The organism is Kribbella sp. NPDC051936 (assembly GCF_040680955.1).
In the GTDB taxonomy this organism is placed as follows: domain Bacteria; phylum Actinomycetota; class Actinomycetes; order Propionibacteriales; family Kribbellaceae; genus Kribbella.
In genome coordinates this window covers 259,667-285,065 of sequence record NZ_JBFAXS010000001.1, presented here as the reverse complement: position 1 = coordinate 285,065, position 25,399 = coordinate 259,667, and the positions used below count along the sequence as shown (strand labels likewise).

At 69.1% G+C, this 25,399-nt stretch carries 24 protein-coding genes; 17 read left to right on the top strand and 7 right to left on the bottom strand.

All coding sequences use genetic code 11. The features are described from left to right. Positions 1-90: 90 nt before the first annotated feature. The 3 genes from AB0L64_RS01475 (at position 91) to AB0L64_RS01465 (ending at position 5,297) form a co-directional block, all read left to right on the top strand. Positions 91-1,113 (top strand): LacI family DNA-binding transcriptional regulator, encoded by a 1,023-nt coding sequence (locus AB0L64_RS01475; protein WP_363706574.1) that lies wholly within the window; start codon positions 91-93, stop codon positions 1,111-1,113. A 64-nt stretch (positions 1,114-1,177) separates the two neighbouring features. Beyond that, entirely contained in the window at positions 1,178-2,629 is a 1,452-nt protein-coding gene (locus tag AB0L64_RS01470) for a M81 family metallopeptidase (protein ID WP_363706572.1), read from the top strand. A 736-nt stretch (positions 2,630-3,365) separates the two neighbouring features. Beyond that, positions 3,366-5,297, top strand: a complete 1,932-nt coding sequence (locus AB0L64_RS01465) for a hypothetical protein (RefSeq protein ID WP_363706570.1) — start codon at positions 3,366-3,368, stop codon at positions 5,295-5,297. Positions 5,298-5,335: 38 nt separating this feature from the next. Here the strand turns inward: AB0L64_RS01465 and AB0L64_RS01460 are convergent, their stop codons facing one another. Continuing rightward, positions 5,336-5,923, bottom strand: a complete 588-nt coding sequence (locus AB0L64_RS01460; RefSeq protein ID WP_363706568.1) for a TetR/AcrR family transcriptional regulator — start codon at positions 5,921-5,923, stop codon at positions 5,336-5,338. Between the two features lie 56 nt (positions 5,924-5,979). On the opposite strand from AB0L64_RS01460, the gene AB0L64_RS01455 reads away from it, so the two are divergent. From AB0L64_RS01455 to AB0L64_RS01430, 6 genes are read left to right on the top strand one after another with little or no spacing between them, the layout of a single operon-like run. Beyond that, on the top strand, positions 5,980-7,221 hold the full coding sequence (locus AB0L64_RS01455; protein ID WP_363706566.1) for an acyl-CoA dehydrogenase family protein: 1,242 nt from the start codon (positions 5,980-5,982) through the stop codon (positions 7,219-7,221). Continuing rightward, positions 7,218-8,021, top strand: coding sequence for an SDR family NAD(P)-dependent oxidoreductase (locus AB0L64_RS01450; RefSeq protein ID WP_363706565.1), 804 nt, complete (start codon positions 7,218-7,220; stop codon positions 8,019-8,021). The genes AB0L64_RS01455 and AB0L64_RS01450 overlap by 4 nt, the downstream gene beginning before the upstream one ends. Continuing rightward, on the top strand, positions 8,018-9,076 hold the full coding sequence (locus AB0L64_RS01445; protein ID WP_363706563.1) for a phosphotransferase family protein: 1,059 nt from the start codon (positions 8,018-8,020) through the stop codon (positions 9,074-9,076). Before AB0L64_RS01450 ends, AB0L64_RS01445 begins: the two co-directional genes overlap by 4 nt. After that, positions 9,077-9,730 carry a histidine phosphatase family protein gene (locus AB0L64_RS01440; protein ID WP_363706561.1) on the top strand — a complete coding sequence of 218 codons (654 nt, stop codon included), beginning with the start codon at positions 9,077-9,079 and terminating at the stop codon, positions 9,728-9,730. It abuts the gene before it with no gap. A gap of 8 nt (positions 9,731-9,738) precedes the next feature. After that, a complete protein-coding gene (locus tag AB0L64_RS01435; RefSeq protein ID WP_363706559.1) occupies positions 9,739-10,482 on the top strand; it encodes an SDR family oxidoreductase in 744 nt (247 codons plus the stop codon). Further along, positions 10,483-11,430: an LLM class F420-dependent oxidoreductase gene (locus tag AB0L64_RS01430; protein WP_363706557.1), complete on the top strand. Its 948-nt coding sequence runs from the start codon at positions 10,483-10,485 to the stop codon at positions 11,428-11,430. A gap of 14 nt (positions 11,431-11,444) precedes the next feature. On the opposite strand, the gene AB0L64_RS01425 is transcribed toward AB0L64_RS01430, so the two are convergent. The 3 genes from AB0L64_RS01425 to AB0L64_RS01415 all read right to left on the bottom strand — a co-directional run bounded on the left by AB0L64_RS01425 (position 11,445) and on the right by AB0L64_RS01415 (position 14,532). Beyond that, complete coding sequence (locus AB0L64_RS01425) at positions 11,445-11,867, bottom strand: MmcQ/YjbR family DNA-binding protein (RefSeq protein ID WP_363706555.1); 423 nt, start codon at positions 11,865-11,867, stop codon at positions 11,445-11,447. Positions 11,868-11,954: 87 nt separating this feature from the next. After that, positions 11,955-13,844: a HAMP domain-containing sensor histidine kinase gene (locus AB0L64_RS01420; RefSeq protein WP_363706553.1), complete on the bottom strand. Its 1,890-nt coding sequence runs from the start codon at positions 13,842-13,844 to the stop codon at positions 11,955-11,957. Continuing rightward, the gene (locus tag AB0L64_RS01415; RefSeq protein ID WP_355475692.1) at positions 13,834-14,532 is read right to left on the bottom strand and encodes a response regulator transcription factor; all 699 of its coding nucleotides are present in this window, start codon (positions 14,530-14,532) and stop codon (positions 13,834-13,836) included. Before AB0L64_RS01415 ends, AB0L64_RS01420 begins: the two co-directional genes overlap by 11 nt. A gap of 113 nt (positions 14,533-14,645) precedes the next feature. Between AB0L64_RS01415 and AB0L64_RS01410 the strand changes: the two genes are divergently transcribed. From AB0L64_RS01410 to AB0L64_RS01395, 4 genes are all read left to right on the top strand, one after another. After that, positions 14,646-15,692 carry a hypothetical protein gene (locus AB0L64_RS01410; protein WP_363706550.1) on the top strand — a complete coding sequence of 349 codons (1,047 nt, stop codon included), beginning with the start codon at positions 14,646-14,648 and terminating at the stop codon, positions 15,690-15,692. Next, positions 15,689-16,984 (top strand): peptidoglycan-binding protein, encoded by a 1,296-nt coding sequence (locus AB0L64_RS01405; RefSeq protein WP_363706548.1) that lies wholly within the window; start codon positions 15,689-15,691, stop codon positions 16,982-16,984. Before AB0L64_RS01410 ends, AB0L64_RS01405 begins: the two co-directional genes overlap by 4 nt. Further along, the gene (locus AB0L64_RS01400; RefSeq protein ID WP_363706546.1) at positions 16,981-17,670 is read left to right on the top strand and encodes an ABC transporter ATP-binding protein; all 690 of its coding nucleotides are present in this window, start codon (positions 16,981-16,983) and stop codon (positions 17,668-17,670) included. The genes AB0L64_RS01405 and AB0L64_RS01400 overlap by 4 nt, the downstream gene beginning before the upstream one ends. Before the next feature lie 164 nt (positions 17,671-17,834). After that, on the top strand, positions 17,835-19,022 hold the full coding sequence (locus AB0L64_RS01395; RefSeq protein WP_363706545.1) for an ABC transporter permease: 1,188 nt from the start codon (positions 17,835-17,837) through the stop codon (positions 19,020-19,022). Here AB0L64_RS01395 and AB0L64_RS01390 read toward each other — a convergent pair. Both AB0L64_RS01390 and AB0L64_RS01385 read right to left on the bottom strand, forming a co-directional pair. After that, positions 18,924-20,261, bottom strand: a complete 1,338-nt coding sequence (locus AB0L64_RS01390; protein ID WP_363706543.1) for an MFS transporter — start codon at positions 20,259-20,261, stop codon at positions 18,924-18,926. The two genes, AB0L64_RS01395 and AB0L64_RS01390, sit on opposite strands and share 99 nt — an antisense overlap. Before the next feature lie 13 nt (positions 20,262-20,274). Continuing rightward, the gene (locus tag AB0L64_RS01385; RefSeq protein WP_363706541.1) at positions 20,275-20,754 is read right to left on the bottom strand and encodes a DUF4188 domain-containing protein; all 480 of its coding nucleotides are present in this window, start codon (positions 20,752-20,754) and stop codon (positions 20,275-20,277) included. Positions 20,755-20,940: 186 nt separating this feature from the next. Between AB0L64_RS01385 and AB0L64_RS01380 the strand changes: the two genes are divergently transcribed. Genes AB0L64_RS01380 through AB0L64_RS01370 form a run of 3 tightly spaced genes read left to right on the top strand, consistent with a single transcriptional unit; the run spans position 20,941 to position 23,320 of the window. After that, complete coding sequence (locus AB0L64_RS01380; RefSeq protein ID WP_363706539.1) at positions 20,941-21,786, top strand: SAM-dependent methyltransferase; 846 nt, start codon at positions 20,941-20,943, stop codon at positions 21,784-21,786. Next, positions 21,783-22,199 (top strand): thioesterase family protein, encoded by a 417-nt coding sequence (locus AB0L64_RS01375; protein WP_363706537.1) that lies wholly within the window; start codon positions 21,783-21,785, stop codon positions 22,197-22,199. Before AB0L64_RS01380 ends, AB0L64_RS01375 begins: the two co-directional genes overlap by 4 nt. Continuing rightward, positions 22,196-23,320: a zinc-dependent alcohol dehydrogenase family protein gene (locus AB0L64_RS01370; RefSeq protein WP_363706535.1), complete on the top strand. Its 1,125-nt coding sequence runs from the start codon at positions 22,196-22,198 to the stop codon at positions 23,318-23,320. Before AB0L64_RS01375 ends, AB0L64_RS01370 begins: the two co-directional genes overlap by 4 nt. Here the strand turns inward: AB0L64_RS01370 and AB0L64_RS01365 are convergent. Then, positions 23,302-23,763: a YciI family protein gene (locus AB0L64_RS01365; RefSeq protein WP_359935040.1), complete on the bottom strand. Its 462-nt coding sequence runs from the start codon at positions 23,761-23,763 to the stop codon at positions 23,302-23,304. The two genes, AB0L64_RS01370 and AB0L64_RS01365, sit on opposite strands and share 19 nt — an antisense overlap. Before the next feature lie 147 nt (positions 23,764-23,910). Between AB0L64_RS01365 and AB0L64_RS01360 the strand changes: the two genes are divergently transcribed. After that, positions 23,911-25,368 carry a M12 family metallo-peptidase gene (locus tag AB0L64_RS01360; RefSeq protein ID WP_363706532.1) on the top strand — a complete coding sequence of 486 codons (1,458 nt, stop codon included), beginning with the start codon at positions 23,911-23,913 and terminating at the stop codon, positions 25,366-25,368. The last annotated feature ends 31 nt before the right edge of the window (positions 25,369-25,399 follow it).

The window sequence follows — 25,399 nt, the reverse complement described above, 5'->3', positions numbered from 1 at the left end:
ACGGCCACAGAAAACGCTCGCCGCCGAGGACTGTCAAGGTCTGGAAGCGTGGGTTTAGAGTGCTGAGCGTGAAACAAAAGGATGTAACAAATGCCGCGTGCTAAAGCGACCGTTCGGGACGTCGCGGCGGCGACCGGGGTGTCGATCGCGACGGTGTCCCGCGTCCTGAACCAGGCGGGCAGCGTGGCGCCGGAGACGCGGCAGCTCGTCGAGCAGGCGATCGAGGAGCTCGGCCTGCGCGCGCCTGCGCCGCGTGGCGGTACGGCGAAACCGGTCGACGGAGCCGTCTACGTGCGGTGTCCGTACGTGCTCACCGACTACTTCGGGCTGATCGTCTCGTCGATCGCCGAGACGCTCGACCGTCACGGTCGGCAAGTTGTCCTGAACGCCGGCGAGGCCGCGCAGCACGAGCGCGTGCTCGGCCGGCTGCCCGCCCAGCGCTCACTCGCCGGCGCGATCCTGATCCTCCCGCCGGAGCCGAGTGACGAACTGGTTCGGCTGAGCACGCGCCGTTTTCCGTTCGTCGTCGTGGACCCGCGGACGGCGCTTCCGCCCGACATCCCGTCCGTGTCCGCTGCCCACCACTCCGGCGCGCGGCAACTCACGACGTACCTGACCGGGCTGGGCCACACCCGGATCGGCGTGATCGCCGGCCCGCGGGAGTGGCTCGCCGCGGATGCCCGGCTCAGCGGTCATTCCGCGGCCCTCGCCGACGCCGGCATCCTTCCGGACCCGTCGCTGATCCGGCACGACCAGCCGACCACGCAGCACGGCTGTCGCGCCGCTGGCGAACTGCTCGACCTCGATCCCCGCCCGACGGCGCTGGTCGCCTTCAACGACAAGGCCGCCGTCGGAGCGCTCCAAGCCGCTCGTGAGCGCGGCCTGTCAGTGCCCGGCGATGTGTCGATCGCCGGCTTCGACGACCTCGACCTCAGCCGCGCCACGACCCCTCAACTCACCACGGTCCGGCAACCGCTCCAGGAGATGGGCCGAATGGCCGTCAGCCTCCTCATCCGCCTCCTGGACCGCCACGCCCTGGAGGCCCTCCACGTAGAACTGGCCACCACCCTCACCCGCCGGGCCTCAACGGCCCCACCACCCGACCTTCGGTGAACCCGGTGTCCAGATGCGGAGTTAGGCAGTGCGCGAAACGGCTCGGTTGTGGCAGGTTTTAGACATGAACCTTCGGATCGGCATCGCCGGGATCGCCATCGAGTCCAGCACGTTCTCGCCACACCGGGCCGGCCTCGCCGACTTCGACGTCCGCCGCGGTGACCGCATCCTGGAGCGGTACGACTTCCTCGGCAAGGACTGGGCGCAGGGGATCGAGTGGGTCCCGCTGCTGCACGCACGCTCCCTGCCCGGCGGAGCGGTCCTGCCGGAGGTGTACGACGACCTGTCCGCCGAGATCATCACGCGCCTCGAGAGTGCCGGTGAGCTGGACGGGTTCTTCTTCGATATCCACGGCGCGATGAGCGTCGTCGGGCGGCAGGACGCGGAGGCCGACCTGGCCACGCGGATCCGGTCGGTGCTCGGTCCCGACGTGCTGGTGTCCGCCTCGATGGACCTGCACGGCAACGTGTCCCGCGAGCTCGGTACGGCGGTCGATCTGATCACCTGCTACCGGATGGCGCCGCACGAGGACGCGATGGAGAGCCGCGAACGCGCCCTGCGGAACCTGGTCGAGCGGGTCCGGTCCGGGCTCGGGAAGCCGGGGAAGGCGTGGGTGCAGGTGCCGGTGCTGCTGCCGGGTGAGAAGACCTCGACGCGGCTCGAGCCGGCCAAGTCGATCTACCGGCGCGTCGGCGAGATCGCGGACGAACCCGGCGTTCTGGACGCGGCCGTGTGGGTCGGGTACGCGTGGGCCGACGAGCCGCGGTGCCGGGCCGCCGTGGTCGTCACCGGCGACGACGACGCGCTGATCACCGAGCGCGCTGCCGAGTTGGCGAGGGCGTACTGGGACGCCCGGGACGGGTTCGAGTTCGTGGCACCCACCGGAACCCTGCACGAGTGCGTTGCGGCCGGGCTCGCTTCCACCGCGCGGCCGTTCCTGATCAGCGACTCCGGCGACAACCCGACGGCGGGCGGCGCCGGTGACACGTCGTGGACCCTCGGTGAGCTGCTCACCATCGAGGAACTGACCTCCGGCAAGGCCACCGCGATCCACGCCAGCATCGCCGACGCCGAGGCGGTCGCTGCCTGCGTCGCGGCCGGCGTCGGCAACCCGGTCGAGGTCACCGCCGGCGGCAAGGTCGACTCCGGCCCCGCGGGCCCGGTCGCGCTGTCCGGCACCGTGTTCTCGATCTCCGAGGATCCTGTCGGCGGGACTGTCGCGGTGGTTCAGGTCGGTGGTCTGCACTCGATCCTCACCACCCGCCGCAAGCCGTACCACCACATCGCCGACTTCGCCCTCCTCGGCCTCGACCCCGCGACCACCGACCTGGTCATCGTCAAGATCGGCTACCTCGAACCGGAGCTCTACAACCTCGCCGCCGATTGGCTCCTGGCCCTCACCCCCGGCGGCGTCGATCAGGACCTCCTCCGCCTCGTCCACCACGGCGTACTCCGCCCCCTCTTCCCCTTCGACGCGGACATGTCGGACCCCGACCTGAAGCCCGAGAGAATCTGACCCACTCGTCCGTGGCGCTGTGCCTGTGGGTGAACGCGGGCGGTAGTTCGCGACCGCCGGCAGTAGCCGGGAAAGTGCACAGTGCCAAGGCGGGCGCGGTGGCCGGACCGCGGGCTTCATTTCTTGCCCTGGGCATCGGTTCGATGTCTTGCTGGCGGTGAGAGGCGGGTGTAGCTTCATAACGCCTCGTGATCGTGGTGCTGGGGGTAGCGCTTACGTGGGTGACGCTTTTCGTGACGGAGCGTCGCCTGGGGTGGGGACCCGAGGCCGGCGACGTTCCAAGTGGGGGGACCCATGGGACGTCGACGTGTGCCGGACGGTGTCCGGGCGACCGGGCGTGCTCCGCCGTGTTCGCGGCGTACCTCCGGCGATCGCGGGCCCGTCCATGCCGTCCCGCTCAAGCCGCCGATCCGCCGGCCGCCGTTCTGCTGACGGCAGGACCAAGCCGCGTCCGCACGAGTAAGCCTCTCTGTTCCCTATCGCTCCCCGGACACGACCGCAGTACCGCATTTCAGTGCTCAAACAGAAGGGCACACCACCGTGACATCGCGAACTGAGCCGCGGACGCTTCGGCGTTACCGGCGTCCCTTGATCCTGGCCTCTGGCGTCGCGCTGCTGGCGGCGGCCTTGGTGCCGAACGCCAACGCGAACCTGGCCGGAAGCAGCTTCGAAGGCAACGACGGCAACATGATCGTCAACACCGGCGGAAACACCGACTGGGTGAACGCCCCGAACCGTGTCCGCGGCGACGACCTTGACCAGCGGTTCGTCCGACAACTCGTTCGGTCAAGGCACGAAGGAAGACGACCCGAACGTCACCGTGGTGACCGGGTCGATTCCGCCGCAGAAGAGCGATCTGACACGCTTCTACGTCGCCAGCGAAACCGCCTCGAACGGCAAGGTCTACTTGTACCTGGCGTGGGAGCGGTCGAACGTTCTCGGTTCGGCCAACATGGACTTCGAGATCAACAAGAACCTGCAGCCGAACCTGACCACGACAGGTGCCAAGACGCTCAACCGGAGCGCCGGTGATCTACTGATCACCTTCGATTTCACCAACGGTGGCGGCAACCCGGTGCTCGGCCTGCTCAAGTGGACCACCACAGGCGCTGCAAGCCAGTGCTACTCGGCGAACTCCCTGCCGTGCTGGGGCCAGCGGGTCAACCTGAGTGCCGCCGGCTTCGCCGAAGGCGCGGTCAACGCCGGCACCATCACTGATCCGATCGCGGGTGAAACTCTCGCCGGACTGGAGTTCGGTGAGGCAGCCATCAACATGACCGATGCCGGAATCTTCCCGGCCGGTCAGTGCACCGCGTTCGGCAGCGCGTTCCTGAAGAGCCGCTCGTCGGCGTCGTTCCCGGCCGAGGTCAAGGACTTCGTCGCACCGCAGCCGGTGAACATCGCGAACTGCGGCAAGATCATCATCCGCAAGGTCACCGAGAACGGCGACGCCTCGTTCGGCTACACCACAACCGGTGGACTCAGCCCCTCGACGTTCAACCTGTCCAACGGTGGCGTGCAGACCTACAGCAGCGCGACTCAGGTCCAGGCCGGCAACTACAGCGTGACCGAGTCGACCCTGCCGACCGGCTGGACGCTGAAGAACCTCGCCTGCACCGCGACCGGTACCGGGACCAGTTACTCCCTCAGTGGTGCGACAACGAACATCACGATGGCACCTGAGGGCGTGGTCGACTGCACCTACACCAACCACATCAACAGGCAGCCGGCCATCACCACCACACTGTCGGCAGATACGGTCGTGGTCGGAGGTACAGTGCACGACTCCTCGACCCTGACCGGAGCGACGGCGAACGCCGGTGGAACGGTGACCTACACCGTGTACTCCGACTCCACCTGCTCCACGAGCTTCGCGGATGCGGGGACCAAGACGGTGACGAACGGTGTCGTGCCCGACTCCGACGCGGTCACCTTCAACTCGACCGGCGACTTCTACTGGCGGGCCGCCTACAGCGGGGACGCGAACAACGACCCGGCAAACAGCGTGTGCACCAGTGAGCATCTGGTCGTGACCAAGAAGTCGCCGTCGATCGCCACCACCTTGTCGGCCGCGACCGTCGAGGTCGGAGGCAGCGTTCACGACTCCTCGACGCTGAGCAACGCCACGGCGAACGCCGGCGGGACCGTGACCTACACGGTCTACACCGACAGCGCCTGCTCGACCGGTGCGCAGAGTGCCGGCACGGTGAACGTGACGAACGGCGCCGTGCCTGACTCCAACGCGATCACGTTCAACACCGCGGGCGACTACTACTGGCAGGCCGTGTACAGCGGCGACGCCAACAACAACGGGGCGACGAGCGTGTGCACCAGTGAGCACCTCGTCGTGACCAAGAAGAGCCCGGCGATCAGCACCGCACCGAACCTGATCCCGAACGACGACGCCACGATCAGCGGCGCCATCACTCCGACGGGCACGATCACGTTCAAGCTGTTCGCTCCTGCTGACACGACCTGCGCCGGCGCCGGGGCGTACACGCAGACGGTGACCGTGAACGGCAACGGGACGTACAGCACGACCAACACGTCCTTCGTCGCGAGCACGCTCGGGACCTGGCGTTGGCAGGTCACCTACAGCGGCGACGCCAACAACAACCCAGCCACCTCGGCCTGCGGCGTGGAGCGCTTCACTCTCGCCAACGGCTGACAGTCCGATCGGGGCCGGTCGCTACGGCCGGTCCCGATCTACAACTTCCGCAGCATCTGGAGGGCCTCGATCGAGTGGTCGACGAGGTGGTCGGCCGAGTACGGCCGGTCCGCCTCGGGGAGACCGGACCACTCGATCGCCAGGTCCTCGGCGTACGACAGCCAGGCGTGGATGCGGAGGTAATCCTGGGAGGCGGGCTCATCGGCCACATCGGGCGTGCCCAGGTAGGTGAGGACGCGCTTGGTCAGACCCGCGCGCGTCTCGTCGTACACCTTGACGGCGAAGTCGTCGCCGCCGGCGGCGCCGCGGACGAACGAGATGTACGCCGTCCGCCGGCGGGTGATGAACGCGACGAACTGGACGAGCATCTCGCGCAGCTGCTCCTCGGGGGGCAGCGCGTCGTCCGGCTTCGTGACCCGGAGCAGGCGGCGGCCGGCCGCGGAGATGACCGCGAGGTAGTAGTCGCGCTTGCTCGGGAAGTAGTGGAACAGCAGCCCGCGGGAGATTCCGGCCTGGGCGGCGATCGCGTCGATGGACAGCTCATGGATCGGTTGGTCGCGAAGCATCATCAGGCCGATCTTGACCAGTTGCTTCTTGCGGTCTTCCGCTGACAGCCGGTGATCCATGCTATTGAGCATTGCTTAGAGGCCCGCTACGGTCAAGGCGAGGGAGAGGAGTCTTGATGGGGTTCGAACCTTCGGCCCGGGCTCAAGAGCTGATCACCCGCGTGGAAGCCTTCCTGCGGAGCGAGATCGAGCCGGTCGAGGCGGAGCTGCACCATGCGATCCGCACCGCCGGTGACCCGTGGCAGCCGCAGCCGCTGATCAAGGACCTGCAGGCGAAAGCCCGTGACGCAGGCCTGTGGAACCTGTTCCTCCCGCCCGCGGAACCAGGCAACGAGCAGTACGGCGAAGGCCTCAGCAACCTCGATTACGCCCCGATCGCGGAGCTGACCGGCCGGTCCTTCATCGCGCCGTACATCTTCAACTGCAACGCACCGGACACCGGGAACATGGAGGTCCTGCTCCGCTACGGCAACGACGAGCAGAAGAAGCGCTGGCTGGAGCCGCTGCTGGACGGCACGATCCGCTCCGCGTTTTGCATGACCGAGCCGGACGTCGCGTCCTCCGACGCCACGAACATGCAGGCTACGGCGGTCGTCAACGGTGACGACGTCGTGCTGAACGGCCGCAAATGGTGGAGCACCGGCGTCGGTCACCCGGATTGCGAGCTGCTGATCTTCATGGGCCTCACCGCCCCGGACGCGCACCGGTACGAGCGCCACACGATGGTTCTCGTCCCGCGCGACACCCCGGGCGTGAAGGTCGAGCGCCTGCTCCCCGCGATGAGCAGGTACGACGAGCCGCACGGTCACGGCGAGGTGTCCTTCACCGAGGTCCGGGTGCCGGCCGCGAACATCCTGGTCGGACCCGGCCGGGCGTTCGAGATCGCCCAGGGCCGCCTCGGTCCGGGGCGCGTGCACCACTGCATGCGGCTGGTCGGCCTGGCCGAGAAGGCGCTCGAGCTCGCCCTGCAACGCGGCACCAGCCGGACCGCGTTCGGCAAGCCGCTGGTCAACCTCGGCGGCAACCGTGAGCGGATCGCGGACGCACGGATCGCGATCAACCAGGCACGGCTGCTCGTGCTGCAGACGGCGCACCTGCTGGACACGCAGGGGCTCGTCGGGGCGTTGAGCGAGGTCAGCCAGATCAAGGTCGCCGTACCGCGGATGGCGCAGGACGTCATCGACATGGCGATCCAGCTGCACGGCGGCGGTGGGCTGTCCGAGGACTTCCCGCTCGCGGCCGCGTGGACGAGCGCCCGCGCGTTGCGACTGGCCGACGGCCCCGACGAGGTGCATCGTGGCGTGATCGCGAGGATCGAACTCGCGTCGTATCTCGCAGCAGCTCAGGAGGCCAAGTGAGTCGGGTTCTCGTCACCGGTGCCGCGAGCGGGCTGGGCGCCGCCCTGGTCGCCCGGTTCGTTGCTGACGGCCACCAGGTGCTCGGCACCGACGTGTCGCCGGACGCTCCGGGGAGTACGCCGTACCTGAAGCTGGACGTCCGCAGCCCGGAGGACTGGGACGCCGGCGTCGCGTGGTGCGAGGAGAACTGGGGCGGCCTGGACATCCTGGTGAACAACGCCGGCGTCGCGACCGGCGGGCGCATCGACGTCGAGACGCTGGACGAATGGGACCGCGTCGTCGACATCAACCTGATGGGCGTGGTCCGCGGTTGCCGGGCGTTCGTCCCGCTGTTCAAACGGCAGCGCGCCGGTCACATCGTGAACACCGCATCGGCGGCCGGCCTGGTCCATCCGCCGATGATGAGCTCGTACAACACGGTGAAGGCCGGCGTCGTTGCGCTGTCCGAGACGCTGTCGCACGAGCTCCATCCGTACGGCGTGACCGTGTCGGTGGTCTGCCCGTCGTTCTTCCGGACCAACCTCGCGGACTCGATCCGCGGTGCGGACAGCGCGATGGGTGCGACCGCGCGGCAGCTGATCGAGAAGTCGCCGCGGTCCGCGGACGACATCGCGGTCGCTGTCATCGACGGGATCAAGAAGCAGCGGTTCCTGATCGTCCCGGACCGGCCGGCACAGCTCGCCTGGCTGACCAAGCGGTTCGCCCGCCCGCTGTACGACCGCCAGATGCGCAGGATCGCCGCGCGTGCGCACGAACGTGCTGAGCACGGAGCGGAGACACGACCGACGGACGGGCGGTGACGGGCGTGCCGGACGGCGCTCGGCCGGTGCGGGACGAGGACGCGTTCGACGTACCCGCCGTCGACGCCTGGCTGCGGGCGCAGACCGCGGTGCCGGACGGGCTGCCCGAGGTGAAGCAGTTCTCCGGCGGGGCCTCCAACCTCACCTATCTGCTGAGCTATCCGGGACACGACCTGATCCTGCGGCGGCCGCCCGCGGGGACCAAGGCGAAGAGCGCGCACGACATGGGCCGCGAGTTCCGGATCCAGCAGAGCCTGAAGCCGGTCTTCCGGTACGTCCCGGAGATGGTTGCCCACTGCAATGACGAGACGGTGATCGGCTCCGAGTTCTACGTGATGGAGCGAGTCGTCGGGACGATCCCCGGGCATCACCAGTTGGGCGTCGACCTCACTCCGGCGCAGACCCGGCAGCTGGGGTTCACGTTGATCGACACGCTCGCCGAACTGCACGCCGTCGATCCGGTCGCCGCCGGGCTGGCTGATCTCGGGCGCGGTGCCGGGTACGTCGAACGCCAGGTCAACGGCTGGTCCGAGCGCTACCGCAAGGCGAAGACCTGGAACGTGCCGAGCTACGAGAAGGTGATGGCGTGGCTGGCCGCGCATCAGCCGGCCGACGTACGGACCTGCGTCATCCACAACGACTTCCGGCTCGACAACGTCGTCCTGGCGCCGGACGATCCGCTGCGCGTGGTCGGCGTACTCGATTGGGAGCTGGCAACGCTGGGGGATCCGTTGATGGACCTCGGCAGCGCGCTCGCGTATTGGGTGCAGGCCGACGACGACTGGGCGTTCCGCCGCTTCAGGCTGCAGCCCTCCGACGTGCCCGGCATGCTGACCCGGGCGGAGATCGTCGAGTACTACGCGAAGCAGTCAGGGCTCACGGCGGACAACTGGGCGTTCTACGAGGTGTTCGGGCTCTTCCGGCTGGCAGTGATAGCGCAGCAGATCTACTACCGCTATCACCACAAACAGACCCGGAACCCGCGCTTCAAGAACTTCTGGTTGCCCGTGAACCTGCTCGAGCGGCGCTGCCGCAGGATCATCCGGCAGGCGTGAGTGCCCGCCATCTATCTGATCCGGCATGCGCAGGCGTCGTTCGGTGCGCGCGACTACGACAAGCTGTCCGCCCTCGGTGAGCAGCAGGCAGCGCGGCTCGGCGAGACCTTCGCGGGCGTGAAGCCGGCGCTCGTGGTGTCCGGTTCGATGCGCCGGCACCAACAGACCGCGTCGCTCGCGGGATTCACGGCGGACGTGGATCCGGGTTTCGACGAGTTCGATCACCAGGAGGTGATCGTCGCGCACAAACCGGCGTACCGGCGGCACGCGGTGATGGTCGCCGATCTCGCGCGGACCGGCAATCCGCGCCGAGCGTTCCAAGAGGTGTTCAGCGCCGCGACCCAGCGATGGATCGACGGCGGCGACGGGTACACCGAGACCTTCCAGGCGTTCTGCGAACGGTCCGAGGCCGCGGTACGACGGACCGCCGAGCGGCTCGGGAAGGGGGAGACGGCACTCGTCTTCACGTCCGGCGGGCCGATCGCGGCCGTCGTGAGCCGGCTGCTGTCCGGCGGCGACGGGCTGTGGACGAAGCTGAACCCGGTGACGATCAACACCGCGATCACCAAGGTCGTGTCCGGTCGCGGCGGGCTGACCGTGGTGAGCTACAACGAACACGTCCACCTCGGCGCGGACCTGCTCACGTACAGATAGGACACCCGATGCGACGGAACATCCTGATCACCGGCGCCAGTTCCGGCCTCGGTGCGGAGATGGCGCGGCAGTTCGCCGCGAAGGGGCACGACCTTGCGCTGACCGCACGGCGTACCGAACGGCTGGAGGCGCTGCGGACCGAGCTGACCGAGCGCCATCCACAGATCACAGTAGTCATCCACAGTCTGGATGTGACCGATCACGACCAGGTGTTCAAGGTGTTCCGGGCCATCGACGCCGAGCTGCCGCTCGACCGGGTCGTCGTGAACGCCGGCCTGGGCAAGGGCGCGCCGCTCGGCACCGGCAGGTTCGACGCCAACCGCGATACCGCGCTCACCAACTTCGTCGGCGCGCTCGCGCAGGTCGAGGCGGCGCTCGAGCTGTTCCGCGCGCGGAACGCCGGCCACCTGGTGCTGATCGCGTCGATCTCCGCGCTGCGCGGCTTCCCGAAGACGATCACGACGTACGCCGCGACCAAGGCCGGGCTCGCCTCGCTCGGGGAAGGGCTGCGGCTGGAGCTGATGGGCAAGCCGATCAAGGTCAGCACGATCTATCCCGGGTACATCCGGTCCGAGATGAACGAGCACGTGGAGCGCGCGCCGTTCATCGTCGACACCGAGATCGGGGTGCGCGCGATGGTCGCCGCGATCGAGGCGGAGAAGGCGAAGGCGTACGTGCCGGCGCGGCCGTGGTGGCCACTCGCGCAGGTGATGCGGTTCGCGCCGCTGCCGGTGCTGAAGAGGATGATCTGAATGCGCTGGGGCCTGACGGTGCCGCTGACCGGCGTACCACTGCGGGAGCATCGTTCGCTGATCTCGTCGTTGTTCGATCTGGGGTACACGGATCTGTGGTCGGCGGAGGTGGCCGGCGCGGACGCGTTCACGCCGCTCGTGCTCGCGTCCGAGTGGGACTCTTCGCTGCGGCTGGGGACGGCCGTCGTACCGGTGCACACGCGGGGGCCGGCCGCGTTGGCGATGAGCGCGGCGGCGCTGGCGGATCTCGCGCCGGGGCGGTTCGTGCTCGGCATCGGCGCGTCGTCGGAGACGATCGTCACCGGGTGGAACGGGATCACGTACGACCCGCCGCTGGCGCGGACCCGCGACGTGCTGCGGTTCCTGCGGCAGGCGTTCGCGGGGGAGAAGGTCGACGGGGAGTTCGACAGCTTCACGATCCGGCGGTTCCGGCTGGAGAAGGCGCCGGACGTTCCGCCCGCGATCATGCTCGCCGCTCTGCGGCCGCAGATGCTCCGGCTGGCCGCGCGGGAGGCCGACGGGGCGATCACGAACTGGTTGTCCGCGGACGACGTACGCCGGGTGCGCGCCGAGCTCGGCCCGGACAAGGAACTCGCCGCGCGGATCTTCGTGTGCGTCACCGAGGACGCGGAGATGGCGCGCAACATCGGGCGCTATCTGATCGCGACGTACCTGACCGTGCCCGGGTACGCCGCGTTCCACGACTGGCTGGGCCGCGCCGAGCTGATGAAACCGATGCGCGACGCCTGGTCCGCCGGCGACCGCAACGCCGCGATGGCCGCCGTACCCGTCGAGCTCGTCGACGACCTGATCGTCCACGGCACGCCCGCCCAATGCCGGGCCCACATCAACCGCTACGTCGAGAACGGCCTCGACACCCCCATCATCGCGACACTCCCAACCGGCACCAGCCTCCTCGAAACCGCCCGCTCACTGACCCCGAACTAGGGGTGGCAGCGGGATCAGCTCAACCGGTGCTCTCGCAGCCACATCGTTGCGCGGCGGTTCGAGGCTCGGGACAGCCAGGCGTCCTGGATGATCTCGGTGAGCTCCTGCCGGGACAGTTCACCCAGCCGGCCGGCCCGGACGAGGACCGACGGGTGGCCGTCGAAGTGCGGTGTGGTGAAGAACGGGTTGGAGTCGTCCGACACCAGCGCGAGCTTCTCGGTCTCGGACTCGACCCAGATCATGATCACGTCGTCGTACTTCGCGCCGCTCACCGGATCCACGGCGTCCGGGCGCGGCGTCCGGAAGAACACGAACGACTTCCCGCCGACCTGGTACACGGGCCGGTCGGTCCCGTCGTCGCGCTCCCACTTGGTGACGTGCGGCATCCCGGACGCGATCGCGTGTACGTCGGCCACCCGCGCCTTCCTCGCGCCCATGCGTCCGAGTCTAGGAGCGAGGGGCAGCTCGACAGGTAGTGCACCCGCGAGACGCCGTACGCGCGGACGCCATCACGCTCAGGTGCACTAGGGGCTTGCCCGATACCTCCTGTCGACCTGCACATCCGGGCCTGCCGGGATCCAGATGGTGAAGGTGGAGCCGTCGCCTACCTGGCTGGTGACGGTGATGCGGCCGTGGTGGGCTTCGGCGAGGTGTTTGGTGATGGCGAGGCCGAGGCCGCTGCCGCCGGTGGTGCGGGTGCGGGAGACGTCCGCGCGGTAGAAGCGGTCGAAGAGGTGTGGGAGGTGTTCCGCCGCGATGCCGGTGCCGTTGTCACTCACGCTGAGGTTGTAGCCGTTGTCCACAGGCCGTACGCCGACCTGCACTTGACCGCCGGGTGGGGTGTACCGGATGGCGTTCGAGACCAGGTTGCCGAGAGCCTGACGAATGCGTGCGCCGTCGACCACCGCCGGCGCGGGCTCGCCAGCTGTGGACGAGAGCGTGACGGCGGCCTGCTCAGCGGTCGGCCGGTGGGCCGAGACGACCTGCTGCACCAACTCCGACAGGTCGCGCTCGGCGGGGTGCAGGCGGAGCATGCCGGCGTCGGCGAGAGCCAGGTCCTGGAGGTCGGCGACCAGATGTTCGAGCAGAGCCGTTTCCTCCAGCAACGAGGTGACGAGCGCATGATCGAGCGGCACCACGCCGTCCTCCGACGCGACCAGGTAGCCCTTGATGTTCGCCAGCGGTGTCCGCAGCTCGTGCGCCACATCGCTGACCATCGCCTTGCGCTGGAAGTCGTGCCGCTGGATCGCCTCGGCCATGTCGTTGAACGCGTGCCCGAGCCGCGCGACCTCGTCCTTCCCGCTCACCGGGACCCGCGCCGCGTGGTCGCCGTTCCGCATCCGTTGCGCCGCACCGGTCAGCGCCACGATCGGTCGGACCAGCCGGCGCCCCGCGAAGAGCATCACCAGTGCCGCGATCAGCAGCACGCCGAGCGCGGTGGCCGCCGTACGAAGCAGGCCTTCGCCGGAGAAGACGTCGAACGTGCTCTTCGCCCCGAGGTACAGCTTCGCGGGCGGAGCGACGTACGGCGTGAGCGCCTGGACACGGGCCTGCTGGAGACAGTTGCCGAACGTGTCGCCGGCGAGTTCCTTCACCGTCGGGTCGACGGACTTCAGGCCCTGGAACTCGTTGACCTTGTAGTCGATCCCGGCGGCGTCCAGGCAGGCGGTCGAGCGCCTGACCTCGTCGTCGTTGACGATCTTCGCCTTCGCGCTCGGCGCGGTCAGTCCGGGCGGCATGCACTCGTCGTCCGCGAGCGTGTTGGCCTTCTCCACCCGGACGCCGGCCACGGACTGCGTCGACTCGACCATCACCTGGGGGACGGCCCCGGCGATCCGGTTCACGCTCGCCGGCTTGCCCTTGGCGGTGGAGCAGTCCGCCGCCTGCTGCGCGAGCTTGTCACGCTCCTTCAGTTCGTCGTCGGTCAGACCCCATTCCGGGTAGGCGACGAACGGCGGCCCGATCGCGGCGGTTGCGACGAATCCCCCGCTCGCGGCGACGGTCTTCCGCGCGGCGTACACCGTCATCGCGCCGCTCAGCTTCCCCAATCCGGAGGTGCGCACGTCGACGGTTGCCGCCGGCACCGACGGCAGATCCGGCGCGGCGCCGAGCATCCGCGCCGAGTCCGCGATCACCTCGCCGGTCTCACTCGTCACCGCGATCCGCCGGCCGAGCTTGTCGGCCAGGTCGTGCACCAGACGGTCCACACCCGACCAGGTCGGATGATCGGCGGCGTACCGCGTCAGCTCGCCGTAGATCTCGCCGTCGACCTGCAGCTGACCCGTGTTCGCGTCGATCTCGCCCTGGAGCTTCTCCGACGTGCTGTACGTCGCGATCACCGCGGTCGCGATCACGGCGCCGAGCGCGACCGCGAGCGACAGCCCGAGGAACCGGACCAGCACGCTACGACGCATGGCTGACCGCCTTGTCGGCGAGCTTGTAGCCCACGCCGTACACGGTCTTCAGGTACGCCGGGGCGCCCGACGACGGCTCGATCTTCTTCCGCAGGTTCATCACGTGGACGTCGACGGTCCGGTCGAACACGTAGTGGTCGAAGCCGAACGCGTGCTCCAGCAGTTGCTGCCGCGAGAACGCGCGCCCCGGCGACGCGGCCAGGCAGGCGAGGATCTTGAACTCGGCCGGCGTCAGCTCGACCAGGCGGCCCGCCAGCCGGACCTCGTGGCGGGCCGGATCGATCTCCAGTTCGCCGACCCGGTACACCTCGCCCTCGGCGCGGCTGCGGGTACGTCGCAGGACCGTGCGGACCCGGGCGACCAGTTCGCGCGGGTTGTACGGCTTGGTCAGGTAGTCGTCCGCGCCGAGATCGAGGCCGAGCAGCAAATCGTCCTCGGTGGAGCGGGCGGTCAGCATGATGATCGGCACGTCACCGTCTGCTCGGAGGACACGGCAGACGTCCAGGCCGTCGACCTTCGGCATCATCACGTCGAGCACCAGCAGGTCCGGGCTGCGCCGGCGGGCCTCGTCGATCGCCTCCCGGCCGTCGTGCACGACGACGGTCAGGTGCCCTTCCCGCTCGAGGTACCGCCGGATCAGCTCCGCCTGCTTGAGGTCGTCTTCGGCGACCAGGATCCGCGCTGGCATAGTCCTCAATGTCCCTGAACTTGATGAGAATCCGATGAAGATCGGCTGAGAGCATCAGGTGCAAACCGGACCTTCACAGGTTCTTCACCGCCCGGGCGGCACGCTCCACAGCCATGAAGACAACTGCACTCGCCGTGGTGGCGGTCCTGGCGCTGGCCGCCTGCGGGAACGACAAGGCGCCGGTCGCGTCCGACCAGAAGAGCGACAAGAGCCCGCTCGCGGAGTACATGGGCGACGGCTTCGTCAGCTCGTCCGGCGGCGGCGGGTTCAAGATCTCGATGCGGGCCGGCGGCGCGCAGCAGCCGACCGAGGAGGATCTGGCCAAGCAGCGCAAGGTCGAGGACGCGACCGTGACCTGCATGAAGGCGGCGGGCTTCGAATACGTCGCCGTACCGCCGGAGCAGAACGCGAAGAGCAAGTTCGCTGACGCGTTCAACCTGCCGCCGGACAAGTTCGCCGAGCAGTACGGGTACGGGATCAGCACGATCGACTGGTCGAAGGCCGGGGAGGACGACTCGAACCCGAACACCAAGATCCGCGCCGCGCTGTCGCCGGCCGCGCAGAAGGCCTACGACAAGGCGCTCAACGGCCCGAACGCGAACGGGAACGGCGCCGTCGTGATCCAGGGCGGCAAGGACGGCCCGAGCTCGAGCGGCGAGATGGACCTCGGCTGTCGCGGCAAGGCGGTCAAGCAGGTGTACGGCGACGACTCGAACCGGAACGTCGACTTCAAGAAGTTCGACAGCCTGTTCAAGGACATCCAGGCGCTGCAGAAGCGGATCGAGTCCGACCAGCGGGTCGTGGACGCGACCACCGCCTGGACCGACTGCATGGCCGACGCCGGGCATTCGGGGCTCAAGAAGGTCGACGACCCACGGAACCAGATCCAGCAGCAGCTCGACGCCCTGACCGGGAACAAGCCGCCGGCGAAGAACGGCCCGCCCCAGGTCAGCGGCCCGCCGTCGTTCGACAAGGTCGACGCGACCAAGCTGGCCGAGTTGCGCAAGTCCGAGATCGACCTCGCGGTGACGGACCAGAAATGCAAGGCCAAGGGGTACGAGGACGCGTACAAGAAGGTCCAGTACGAGGCCGAGAAGGAGTTCGTCGACCAGCACAAGTCCGAGCTCGAGGCGTACCGCGACGAGATGGCGAACCGGTGACCGCTTCGCCCAAGTCCCGGCGCCGGGTGCTCGTCAGCGTGGCCGGGGTGGCCGTGGCCTCACTGGGAATCGGGGTGGTGGCGGGCAGCCGGATCAGCTCGCCGGAGGACGCCGCCGCCAAGACCGCGGCCCCGAAGGCCTCCCAGATCACGGTGCCGGTGGCGAAGAAGGCCTTGTCCAGCAAGGTGGTCGGCCGGGGTGACGCGTCGTTCGACGGCGCGGTGAACATCCGGGTCGAGACCAGCGGGATCAAGACCGCGCCGATCGTGACCGGCAAGGTGCCCGCGGTCGGCTCGACCCTCACCGAGGGCAAGGCGCTGCTCGAGATCACCGGGCGGCCGGTGATCGGGCTGGCCGGCGTCCTGCCGATGTACCGGACGCTGTCGCCCGGAAGCAAGGGACCCGACGTGCTGCAGCTGGAGCAGACGCTCGACAGGCTGGGGCTCGACCCCGGGGACGTCGACGACGAGTACGACCTGGACACCTCGGCGGCCGTGGAGCGGCTGTACGAGAACGCCGGGTACGACGCCCCGGCGGCGGACGAGCAGTTCACCCAGGCCGTCGACCAGGCGAAGAAGCAGGTCGACGCCGCGAAGAAGCAGCTCCGGCAGGCGCAGTCGCAGCTGAAGGCGGCCAAGGACGCCAAGGCGAAGGACACATCAGTTCAGCAAGGCGCTGTGGACGACGCCGAAGAGAACCTCGCCGACGCGAAGGACGCGCAGAACGAGGCCGAGTTCAAGGCCGGTACGCCGCTGCCGGTGTCCGAGGTGGTCTACGTGAAGACGCTGCCGCGCCGCGTCGACGACGTGAAGGTCGAGCGCGGCGGGACGGTGAACGGTGTGGTGATGTCGGCCAGCGGCGCGTCGCTGGTCGTCACGGTCAAGGTCGACGCCGAAACCGCGCAGCGGCTGAAGGCGGGGATGGCGGCGACGCTGGATCTCGGCGACAGCGTCTCGGTCGCCGGAAAGGTTCGCCGGGTCGCGAAGAACGGCAATCAGTACGACGTGGTGGTCGCGCCGAACACGCTGACCGCCGGCCAGTTGGCGCTGCTGCGGGATGCGAACGTGCGGGTCACGATCCCGGTGAAGAACACCAGCGGCAAGGTTCTCGCCGTCCCGGTGGCCGCGCTGTCGTCCGGATCGGACGGTGCGTCGCGCGTCGAGGTCCTGCGGAACGGGAAGGTCGAGCTGGTTCCGGTCGCGGTCGGGCTGACCGCGGACGGATTCGCGCAGGTCACGCCCAAGGGCGACGCGAAGCTGACCGAGGGCGACCAGGTGGTGGTCGGGCGATGAGTACCGCAGTGGCATTGCCGGCGCCGGTCGTCGAGATGATCGGCGTACGGCGGTTCTTCCCGGGACCTCCCGAGGTACGGGCGATCGCGGGCGTCGACCTGACCATCCGGCAGGGGGAGTACCTGTCGATCGTCGGACCGTCCGGGTCGGGGAAGTCGACGCTGCTGCACCTGCTCGGCTTGCTGGACAACCCGACGGGCGGGATCTACCGGCTCGACGGCGTGGACACGATGAGCCTGCGGGAGCGGCGGCGCGCCGTACTGCGTGGGGAGCGGATCGGATTCGTGTTCCAGTCCTTCCACCTGCTCGACCACCGGACCGTGCTGGAGAACGTGGCGCTGTCGATGGTGTACGTCGGGGTGCCGCGTCGGCAGCGGATGGCGCGCGCCCGGGTCGCACTCGAGCGGGTCGGGCTGTCGCATCGGATGGAGTTCGCCCCGACCACGCTGTCCGGCGGTGAGCGGCAGCGCGTCGCGATCGCGCGGGCGCTGGTCGCCGAACCCAGCCTGCTGCTCGCCGACGAGCCGACCGGCAACCTGGACAGCGCGAACGCGGAGGCGATCCTGCAAGTGTTCGACGAACTGCACGCCGAGGGCATGACGCTGGCCGTCATCACCCACGACGACCACGTCAGCCGCCGGGCTCAGCGCCAGGTGCGCATCGTCGACGGGACCCTCCAGTGGTAACCCAAGCAGGCCCCCCGGACCCGACCGGCGGGCCGTCCACCTCACCCGGCGCCGGCGCGGCGCGGCGGCGCGCACGTCCGCGGGTTGCGCTCGCGCGGCTCATCGGGCGTGCGTCCGGCAGCCGAGCTGCCTCGCCGCGCCCCCGGGGAAGATCCCGCCCGGCCGTGCGGGATCTGCTCGACGAGGCCCTCGCGGGTGTCGCCGCCCGGCCCACCCGGCTGATCCTCACCACGCTCGGCACCGTGCTCGGTGTCGCCGCGCTGGTGGGGACGGTCGGGCTCGGTCAGACAGCCGCCGGGCAGATCACGCAGCGGTTCGACCTGGCGGCTGCGACGCGCGTAGTGGTGCAACCCGACGACAAGGGCGGACAGGAAGGGGAAGCGGCGACCCAGCTCCCGTGGGACGCGCCGGACCGGATCAAGCGGCTGAACGGCGTGGAAGCGGTCGGTACCGTCAGCAACCTGGAGATCGGTGACGACCTGGTCCAGAACGTGACGGGCCTGGACGGCGGTACAGGGAAGGCCCTCCAGGTGATGGCCGGATCCTCAGGTCTGTGGGACGCGGTCCGCGCGGTGCTCAAGACCGGCCGGTTCTTCGACGACGGTCACGACCAGCGCGCCGACAAGGTGGTTGTCCTGGGCAAGCACGCGGCGGAGCGGCTCGGCATCAACCGGGTCGACTCGCAGCCGGCAGTGTTCATCGGCGACGAGCCGTACACGGTGATCGGCATCCTCGACTCGGTCAGCGGCCGCGCCGAGCTGAACGACGCGGTGATCATGCCGAACGGTACGGCGCGCCAGGCGTACGACCTCGAGTCGCCGGATGCGGTCGAGATCCGTACGGCGGTCGGCGCCGCGCAACTGATCGCGGAGCAGGCCCCGATCGCGATCGAGCCGAACAACCCGAGCACCCTGACCGTCGACGCTCCGCCGAAACAGGGCGCCGTACGGAAAGGGGTCGAGTCCGACCTGAACGCGTTGTTCCTGCTGCTCGGCGCGGTCGCGCTGCTCGTCGGAGGGCTCGGCATCGCCAACGTCACGCTGCTGTCGGTGCTGGAGCGGATCTCGGAGATCGGCCTCCGCCGGGCCCTCGGCGCAGCGCGACGACATATCGCCGTTCAGTTCCTGGTGGAGAGTGTGATCGTCGGCTTCCTCGGCGGACTGCTCGGCACGGCGGTCGGCGTCATCCTGACCGTCGGCGTCTCGTGGGTCCGGGACTGGACGCCGATCCTCGACAACCGGCTGGCGTTCGGTTCACCCCTGCTGGGTGCGTTCATCGGCCTGGTCGCCGGTACCTACCCCGCCTGGAAGGCCTCCGCCATCCAGCCGATCACCGCGCTGCGAGGCACGTGAGTACAGCACCGCGGTGATCGCGAAGCCGGCCACGACCAGCGCGAGCACCAGGTACGACTTCCCGCTGTCGGGCAGGATCGCCGCGCCGAGCGCGGCCGCGGAGACCTGCCCGACGTTGAAGATCATGTCGTACAGCGCGAACACGCGACCGCGGTACACGTCGTCGACACCCGTCTGGACGAGGGTGTCGACGCTGATCTTGATCCCCTGCGCGCAGATCCCGAGCAGGAACCCGCCGATCACCATCGCGGGCTGCGTGTAGAGCCCGATCGGTACGGCGCTCACGACCGCGGCGGACGCGAACAGCAGCGTGATCCATCGGCGCAGCGCCATCACCCGCGTGCCCCACGGCGTGATGAGCGCGGCGACGAACAGGCCGGCGCCGACCGCACCGGTCGCGATCGCGAGTCCACCGAACGCTTGATCCAGCTGGCCTGGACCGTAGAAGTAGTTCCGGTACAGCAGGATCATCGCGACCGTCAGCAGCCCGAAGAAGAACCGCAGCGAGCCGATCGCGGCGAGTCCGAGCGCGGCCTGCCGGCGTTCGCGGAGATGCCGGCCGCCGTCCACAAGACCGGCTGCGATGCTGCGGAGTGCTTCCACGATGCCTGGTTCGTCGCCGCCCAGGTCCGGGCCGAGCTGGTCGCGCCGCAGCCGGAGGGCGAGCAGGGCGGCGGCTGTGTAGATGAAGACCGTCAGCCCGAGGACGGCGAGGTCCGAGTCGACCAGCAGTTTCACCCCGGCCCCGATCCCGCCGCCGACCAGGAAGGCCGCCGTACCGGACGTCGGGGTGACCGCGTTCGCCATCACCAGCTCGTCGCGGTCGACGACGTGCGGGAGGCCGGCGGACAGTCCGGAGAGCAGGAAGCGGTTGACGCCGAGCGTGAGCAGGACGGCCAGGTAGAACAACGCGCCCGCGTTACCGGCCGCGACGATCGCGCCGACGCCGATCACGAGCGCGGCGCGGGTCAGGTTCGCACCGAACAGGATCTGGCGGCGCGACCACCGGTCCAGGAGTACGCCGGTGAACGGGCCGAGGATCGAGTACGGCAGCAGCGAGACCGCGAACAGCCCGGCGATCGCCGCCGCGTCGGGCGCCCGCTCCGGCGAGAACAGCACGTACGACGCGAGCGCGACCTGGAACACCCCGTCGCCGCACTGCGACGTCAGCCGAACCGCGAACAACCGCCGGAAATCGCGCCGCCGAAGCAACGTCGCCAGATCCCGGATGAACCGCACGCTTGCACTGTAACTAGTCGCTCTGGCGCAGGCGTTCGGCGGCGGTGTCGCCGCGTTTGCCGACCGGCTCGACGCCGCGGACGCGGCCGAGGCCGAGCAGCGGCATGTTGCCGTAGATCGTCTCGGTGTTTCCGGCCGGTACGACGTACGTCTCGTGCCAGATGCCGACAGCTCCGCCCTGGTACGAGGCGCGGAAGAAGTCGACCCAGGCTGGCCGGTGCGTCCGGCCGGAGTCGTTCGCGAACGCCTGCAGCTTCTCCACGGACTCCCAGTACTGGATCAGCGTGACGCCACGCCACGTCGGCAACGTACGGAACCCGAGCAACCCACTGTCCTCGTCGTTGCTCAGCTCCCGCAGCATCGGCCCCATCGCCCGCGCCACCGGGACCCATTCCCGCACCTTGCGCACCGAGTTCACCCGCATCCCGATCAGGAACACGACCAGCTCCCCGTCGTACGCCGCGGTCTGCCGCCCCTGGATCACGCCGCTCATGTCCGCCCCCTCACGTCAGTACCGAACAGGCTCGATTCAATCCTCTGTAAAGGCCATGAGATGGCGCGCCGGAGCTGATGGCAAGGCGGCCGGTGCGGGGTAGTGTCGTGCTGCCGGTGTCACAGTCCGTTGTGTACCGGCTACGATGGCTCCTCAGTTCTGAGCCGCAGCGCGGATGGGATTTTCATGACTGAATCGCAGGATGCCGACGTCGACCCGCGGATGTACGAGCAGTTGAAGCTCGACCGCCCGCACGGCGCCCGGGTGTACGACTACTTCCTTGGTGGGAAGGACAACTTCGCGATCGACCGGCAGGCCGCCGAGCACTTGCTGCAGGCCTTCCCCGGTTTCCGCACCGCCGCGCTGTCGAACCGGATGTGGATGCACCGCGCGGCGAAGTACGCCGCCGAGCAGGGCATCACGCAGTTCCTGGACGTCGGCACCGGCATCCCGACCGAGCCGAACCTGCACGAGGTCGTCCAGGAGATCGTCCCGTCGGCGCACGTGGTGTACGCCGACAACGACCCGATCGTCCTCGCGCACTCCCGCGCGCTGCTGGTCAGCACGCCGGAGGGCCGGACGGCGTACCTCGAGGCCGACGTCACCGACCCGCAGTCGATCCTGCAGTCGGACGAGGTCCGGGAGCTGATCGACTTCAGCAAGCCGGTCGCGCTCAGCATCGTCGGCGTCTTCCACTACCTGCCGGACCACCTGAAGCCGTACGACCTGGTCCGTCAGCTCGTCGAGCCGCTCGCCTCCGGCTCGCTGCTGATCTTCTCGCACTGCACCCCGGACTTCGCGCCGGAGCTGTGGGAGCGGGCCATGGTGGTTTACAAGGCCGACGGCGGCGACGCGCAGGTGCGCAGCAAGGAAGAGGTCACCGAGTTCTTCGAGGGCACCGAGCTGATCGAGCCGGGCGTCGTGTCGCCGTTCCGCTGGTATCCCGACGCGGAGACCCAGCGCCTGGTCGACAAGGGTGAGTTCACCGACGTCATGTGCAGCCTGTGGGTGGGTGTCGGCCGCAAGCCGTGAGCCGCAGCGAGTATCCGCACCACCTGGCGATCACGCTGCGGTGGAAGGACAACGACGTCTACGGGCACGTCAACAACGTCGAGTACTACAGCTTCTTCGACACGGTCATCAACGACTTCCTGATCCGCCGCGGTGGGCTCGACATCCACCGCGGCGAGGTGATCGGCTTGTGCGTTGACTCGCAGTGCACGTTCAAGCAGCCGCTCGAGTTCCCCGGTGTCGTCGACGCCGGGTTGCGGTGCGGGCAGCTCGGCACCTCCAGCGTGCGGTACGAGATCGCCTTGTTCCGTGAGGATGCGGACGAGCCGGCCGCGACCGGCCGGTTCGTGCACGTGTTCGTCGGACGGCACGACCGTCGCCCGATCCCGGTCCCGGACGGGATCCGCGCGGCCCTCGAAGGGATCACGCGATGATCGTGCGCGGCGCCGTCCTGCGGGAGATGGGCCGGCCGGCGCCGTACGCCGCGTCGCGGCCGCTGCGGGTGGAAGACGTCGAACTCGCGCCGCCGGGACCGGGGGAGTTGCTGATCCGGATCCGCGCGGCCGGGCTGTGTCACTCGGACCTGTCGGTGATCGACGGCTCACGCCCACGGGTGATGCCGATGCTTCTCGGTCACGAGGCGACCGGCGAGGTCGTGCACTCCGAGGCTCCCGGTTTCGCGCCGGGCGATGTCGTGGTCTGCGCCTTCGTCCCCGCCTGCGGCAACTGCGCGCCCTGCGCCGAGGGCCGCCCCGCCTTGTGTGAATCGGGTGCCGCCGCGAACACCGCCGGCACCCTCCTCACCGGCACGCGCCGCCTCACCACCACCGACCGTCCCGGGGAGCTGCACCACCATCTCGGGGTGTCCGGGTTTGCGGATCATGCGGTGATCTCGGCGCATTCGGCCGTGAAGATCGATCCAACTCTGCCGCCGGAGATCGCGGCCCTCTTCGGCTGCGCGGTCATGACCGGCGTCGGCGCGGTGGTCAACACCGCCCAGGTCCGCGCAGGCCGCAGTACCGCAGTCTTCGGTCTCGGCGGCGTCGGCCTGTCCGCGCTCCTCGGCGCCGTCCTCGCCGGAGCGCACCCGATCGTCGCCGTGGACGTCGTTCCCGCCAAACTCCAGCTCGCGCAGGAGCTCGGCGCGACCGCGGTGGTGGACGCCCGCGCGCCCGATGCGGTCGACCAGGTGCGGGAGGCGACGGCGGGCGGCGCGGAGTACGCGTTCGAGACCGTCGGCAGCGCGAAGGTGCTCGAGCAGGCGTACGCCGTCACCCGCCGCGGCGGCACCACGATCACGGTCGGCCTGCCGCACCCGTCGCAGGCCTTCACCGTGCCGGCGGTCAGCCTGGTCGCGGAAGAGCGCACGGTGAAGGGCTCGTACCTCGGTTCGTCCGTGCCGTCCCGCGACATCCCGCGGTACGTCGCCCTGTACCGAGCCGGGCGGCTACCCGTCGACCGGCTGCTGACCGCGACCGTCGGACTCGACGACCTCAACCAGGCCTTCGACGATCTCGCCGCCGGTACGCCGATCCGTCAGGTGCTGCTGTTCTGAAGGTTCTCGGCGGCCTTCTGGAACGTGTGGTCGTTGCGGTCCTGTGCCTCGTCGGTGTAGTTGTCACCGAAGAACTCGGCGGTGGCAACCGGCCGAATCTCCAGCAACCCGGACGTCTCGGGATTGCCGCCGGCGGTCGCGTCCGCCGCGATACAGCGCCAGCCCCACTCCATCGCCTCCTCGCGGGACGCGACCTCGATCAGGCAGAACCCGGCGATCAGCTCTTTGGTCTCGGCGAACGGCCCGTCGACCACCCGGCGCTTGCCCTCGTCGAGTTGCAGCCGGAAGCCGTGCGAGCTCGGCAGCAGCCCGTCGCCCGCGAGCAGGACGCCCTTCTCCGCCATCTCGGCCATCACCAGACCCATCGCGGTCAGGCCCTCCTCGGTCGGAGGCTGCCCGGCCTCGGACGCGTCGTTGGCCTTGAACACCATCATGAACCGCATCGAACCCTCCCAAGTCGACGTTAAATCCCGAGACGAATCTATACAGCGGCGGGGACCATCCGGCAGGCTACGCTCAGTACGTTCGCGTACACCGCTCGTGAGAATGTCAAGTGAGGCACGCCGGAGTACCTGAGGAGTTCCCGCCCCATGCCCAACCGCCCCCGCCCCACATCGCGCCGGATCGCAGGTCTCGCCTGCGCCGGCGCCGTCGTTTTCGGATCCCTGGCCGTCGCGCTCGGCAACCAGGCCGACGCCCAGCAGCCCGCTCCGCTCCCGATCGACCAGCTGCTCGGCCAGGAGCTGCAGGGCAAGGCCGCGCTCGGCCGCGTCCAGTCCCGGCTCACCGAGATCGCCGCGCAGAACAAGTTGTCCACAGACCACCTCCGGCAGATCCTGGCGACTGACCGGACCGCTTGGCTCGACCGTGGCGGCAAGCTGTTCTACCGCGAGCCGGTCGCCACCAAGAGCGAGCTGAAGGCCGCTGCCGCCCCGTCGCCGCGCTGGGCGACCCGCGCCGTCGCCGGTGCGACCGGTCCGGCCTTCGAGCTGCACAGCAAGCCGGGGTCGAACAGGGTCATCTACCTCGACTTCGACGGCCACACCATCACCGGCACGGCCTGGAACACCGGCGGCAAGCCGGCCACCGTCAACGTCACGCCGTACGACACCGACGGCAACACGAGCAACTGGAGCACGGCCGAGCAGGACGTCGTCCGGGACGTCTGGGCCCGGATCGCCGAGGACTACGCGCCGTTCGACGTCGACGTGACCACGCAGGAGCCGGCCGCGTCCGCGATCACGCGGAGCGGTTCGTCCGACCAGCAGTACGGGACACGCGTGCTGATCGACCCGACCACCTGGTACCTGTCGGGCTGCGGGTGCGGCGGCGTCGCGTACGTCGGTGTCTACGACAACACCAGCAACCACTCGTACTACCAGCCCGCTCTGGTCTTCACCAAGGGCGTCGGCACCGGCGCGAAGAACATCGCCGAGGCCGCCTCGCACGAGGCAGGGCATAACGTCGGCCTCTCGCACGACGGCACCTCGTCCGTCGGGTACTACGCCGGTCACGGCGCCTGGGCGCCGATCATGGGCGTCGGCTACTCGAAGGCGATCAGCCAGTGGAGCAAGGGCGAGTACTCCGGCGCCAACAACAAGGAAGACGACTTCGCGGTGATCGGCCAGAACGGGCTGGCGCTGCGGGGCGACGACCACGGCAACGGCACCGGTGACGCCACCGCGCTCACGCTCGGCACGAGCGTGCAGGGTGTCTACGCCAACGACTCCGACGTCGACACCTTCCGGATCGACCTCGCGGCCGGTACGTTCACGTTCGCCGCGTCGGCGGCCGCGTCCGGCGCGGACCTGGACATCAAGCTCCAGCTGCTGAACTCGTCGGGCGGCGTCGTCGCCACCGCGGACCCAGCGTCCGGGCAGTCCAACTCGGCCACACCGACCGGGCTGAGCGCGAGCATCAACCGCCAGGTCGCGGCCGGCCGCTACTACCTGCGGATCGAGAACACCGGGTACGGCAACCCGCTGAACACCGGCTACTCGACGTATGGCAGCCGCGGCGCCTACACCGTCCGCGTCACCGCGGGCTGACACCCTCTGGCCACCCCGGGGCCGCCGATCC

What these genes read in the sequence shown, in the direction of transcription:
- AB0L64_RS01360 (WP_363706532.1), top strand. Translation starts at nt 23,911, where the DNA reads ATGCCCAACCGCCCCCGCCCCACATCGCGCCGGATCGCAGGTCTCGCC.
- AB0L64_RS01415 (WP_355475692.1), bottom strand. Translation starts at nt 14,532, where the DNA reads ATGCCAGCGCGGATCCTGGTCGCCGAAGACGACCTCAAGCAGGCGGAG.
- AB0L64_RS01420 (WP_363706553.1), bottom strand. Translation starts at nt 13,844, where the DNA reads ATGCGTCGTAGCGTGCTGGTCCGGTTCCTCGGGCTGTCGCTCGCGGTC.
- AB0L64_RS01370 (WP_363706535.1), top strand. Translation starts at nt 22,196, where the DNA reads ATGATCGTGCGCGGCGCCGTCCTGCGGGAGATGGGCCGGCCGGCGCCG.
- AB0L64_RS01470 (WP_363706572.1), top strand. Translation starts at nt 1,178, where the DNA reads ATGAACCTTCGGATCGGCATCGCCGGGATCGCCATCGAGTCCAGCACG.
- AB0L64_RS01435 (WP_363706559.1), top strand. Translation starts at nt 9,739, where the DNA reads ATGCGACGGAACATCCTGATCACCGGCGCCAGTTCCGGCCTCGGTGCG.
- AB0L64_RS01410 (WP_363706550.1), top strand. Translation starts at nt 14,646, where the DNA reads ATGAAGACAACTGCACTCGCCGTGGTGGCGGTCCTGGCGCTGGCCGCC.
- AB0L64_RS01400 (WP_363706546.1), top strand. Translation starts at nt 16,981, where the DNA reads ATGAGTACCGCAGTGGCATTGCCGGCGCCGGTCGTCGAGATGATCGGC.
- AB0L64_RS01430 (WP_363706557.1), top strand. Translation starts at nt 10,483, where the DNA reads ATGCGCTGGGGCCTGACGGTGCCGCTGACCGGCGTACCACTGCGGGAG.
- AB0L64_RS01425 (WP_363706555.1), bottom strand. Translation starts at nt 11,867, where the DNA reads ATGGGCGCGAGGAAGGCGCGGGTGGCCGACGTACACGCGATCGCGTCC.
- AB0L64_RS01460 (WP_363706568.1), bottom strand. Translation starts at nt 5,923, where the DNA reads ATGGATCACCGGCTGTCAGCGGAAGACCGCAAGAAGCAACTGGTCAAG.
- AB0L64_RS01475 (WP_363706574.1), top strand. Translation starts at nt 91, where the DNA reads ATGCCGCGTGCTAAAGCGACCGTTCGGGACGTCGCGGCGGCGACCGGG.
- AB0L64_RS01365 (WP_359935040.1), bottom strand. Translation starts at nt 23,763, where the DNA reads ATGCGGTTCATGATGGTGTTCAAGGCCAACGACGCGTCCGAGGCCGGG.
- AB0L64_RS01380 (WP_363706539.1), top strand. Translation starts at nt 20,941, where the DNA reads ATGACTGAATCGCAGGATGCCGACGTCGACCCGCGGATGTACGAGCAG.
- AB0L64_RS01455 (WP_363706566.1), top strand. Translation starts at nt 5,980, where the DNA reads ATGGGGTTCGAACCTTCGGCCCGGGCTCAAGAGCTGATCACCCGCGTG.
- AB0L64_RS01385 (WP_363706541.1), bottom strand. Translation starts at nt 20,754, where the DNA reads ATGAGCGGCGTGATCCAGGGGCGGCAGACCGCGGCGTACGACGGGGAG.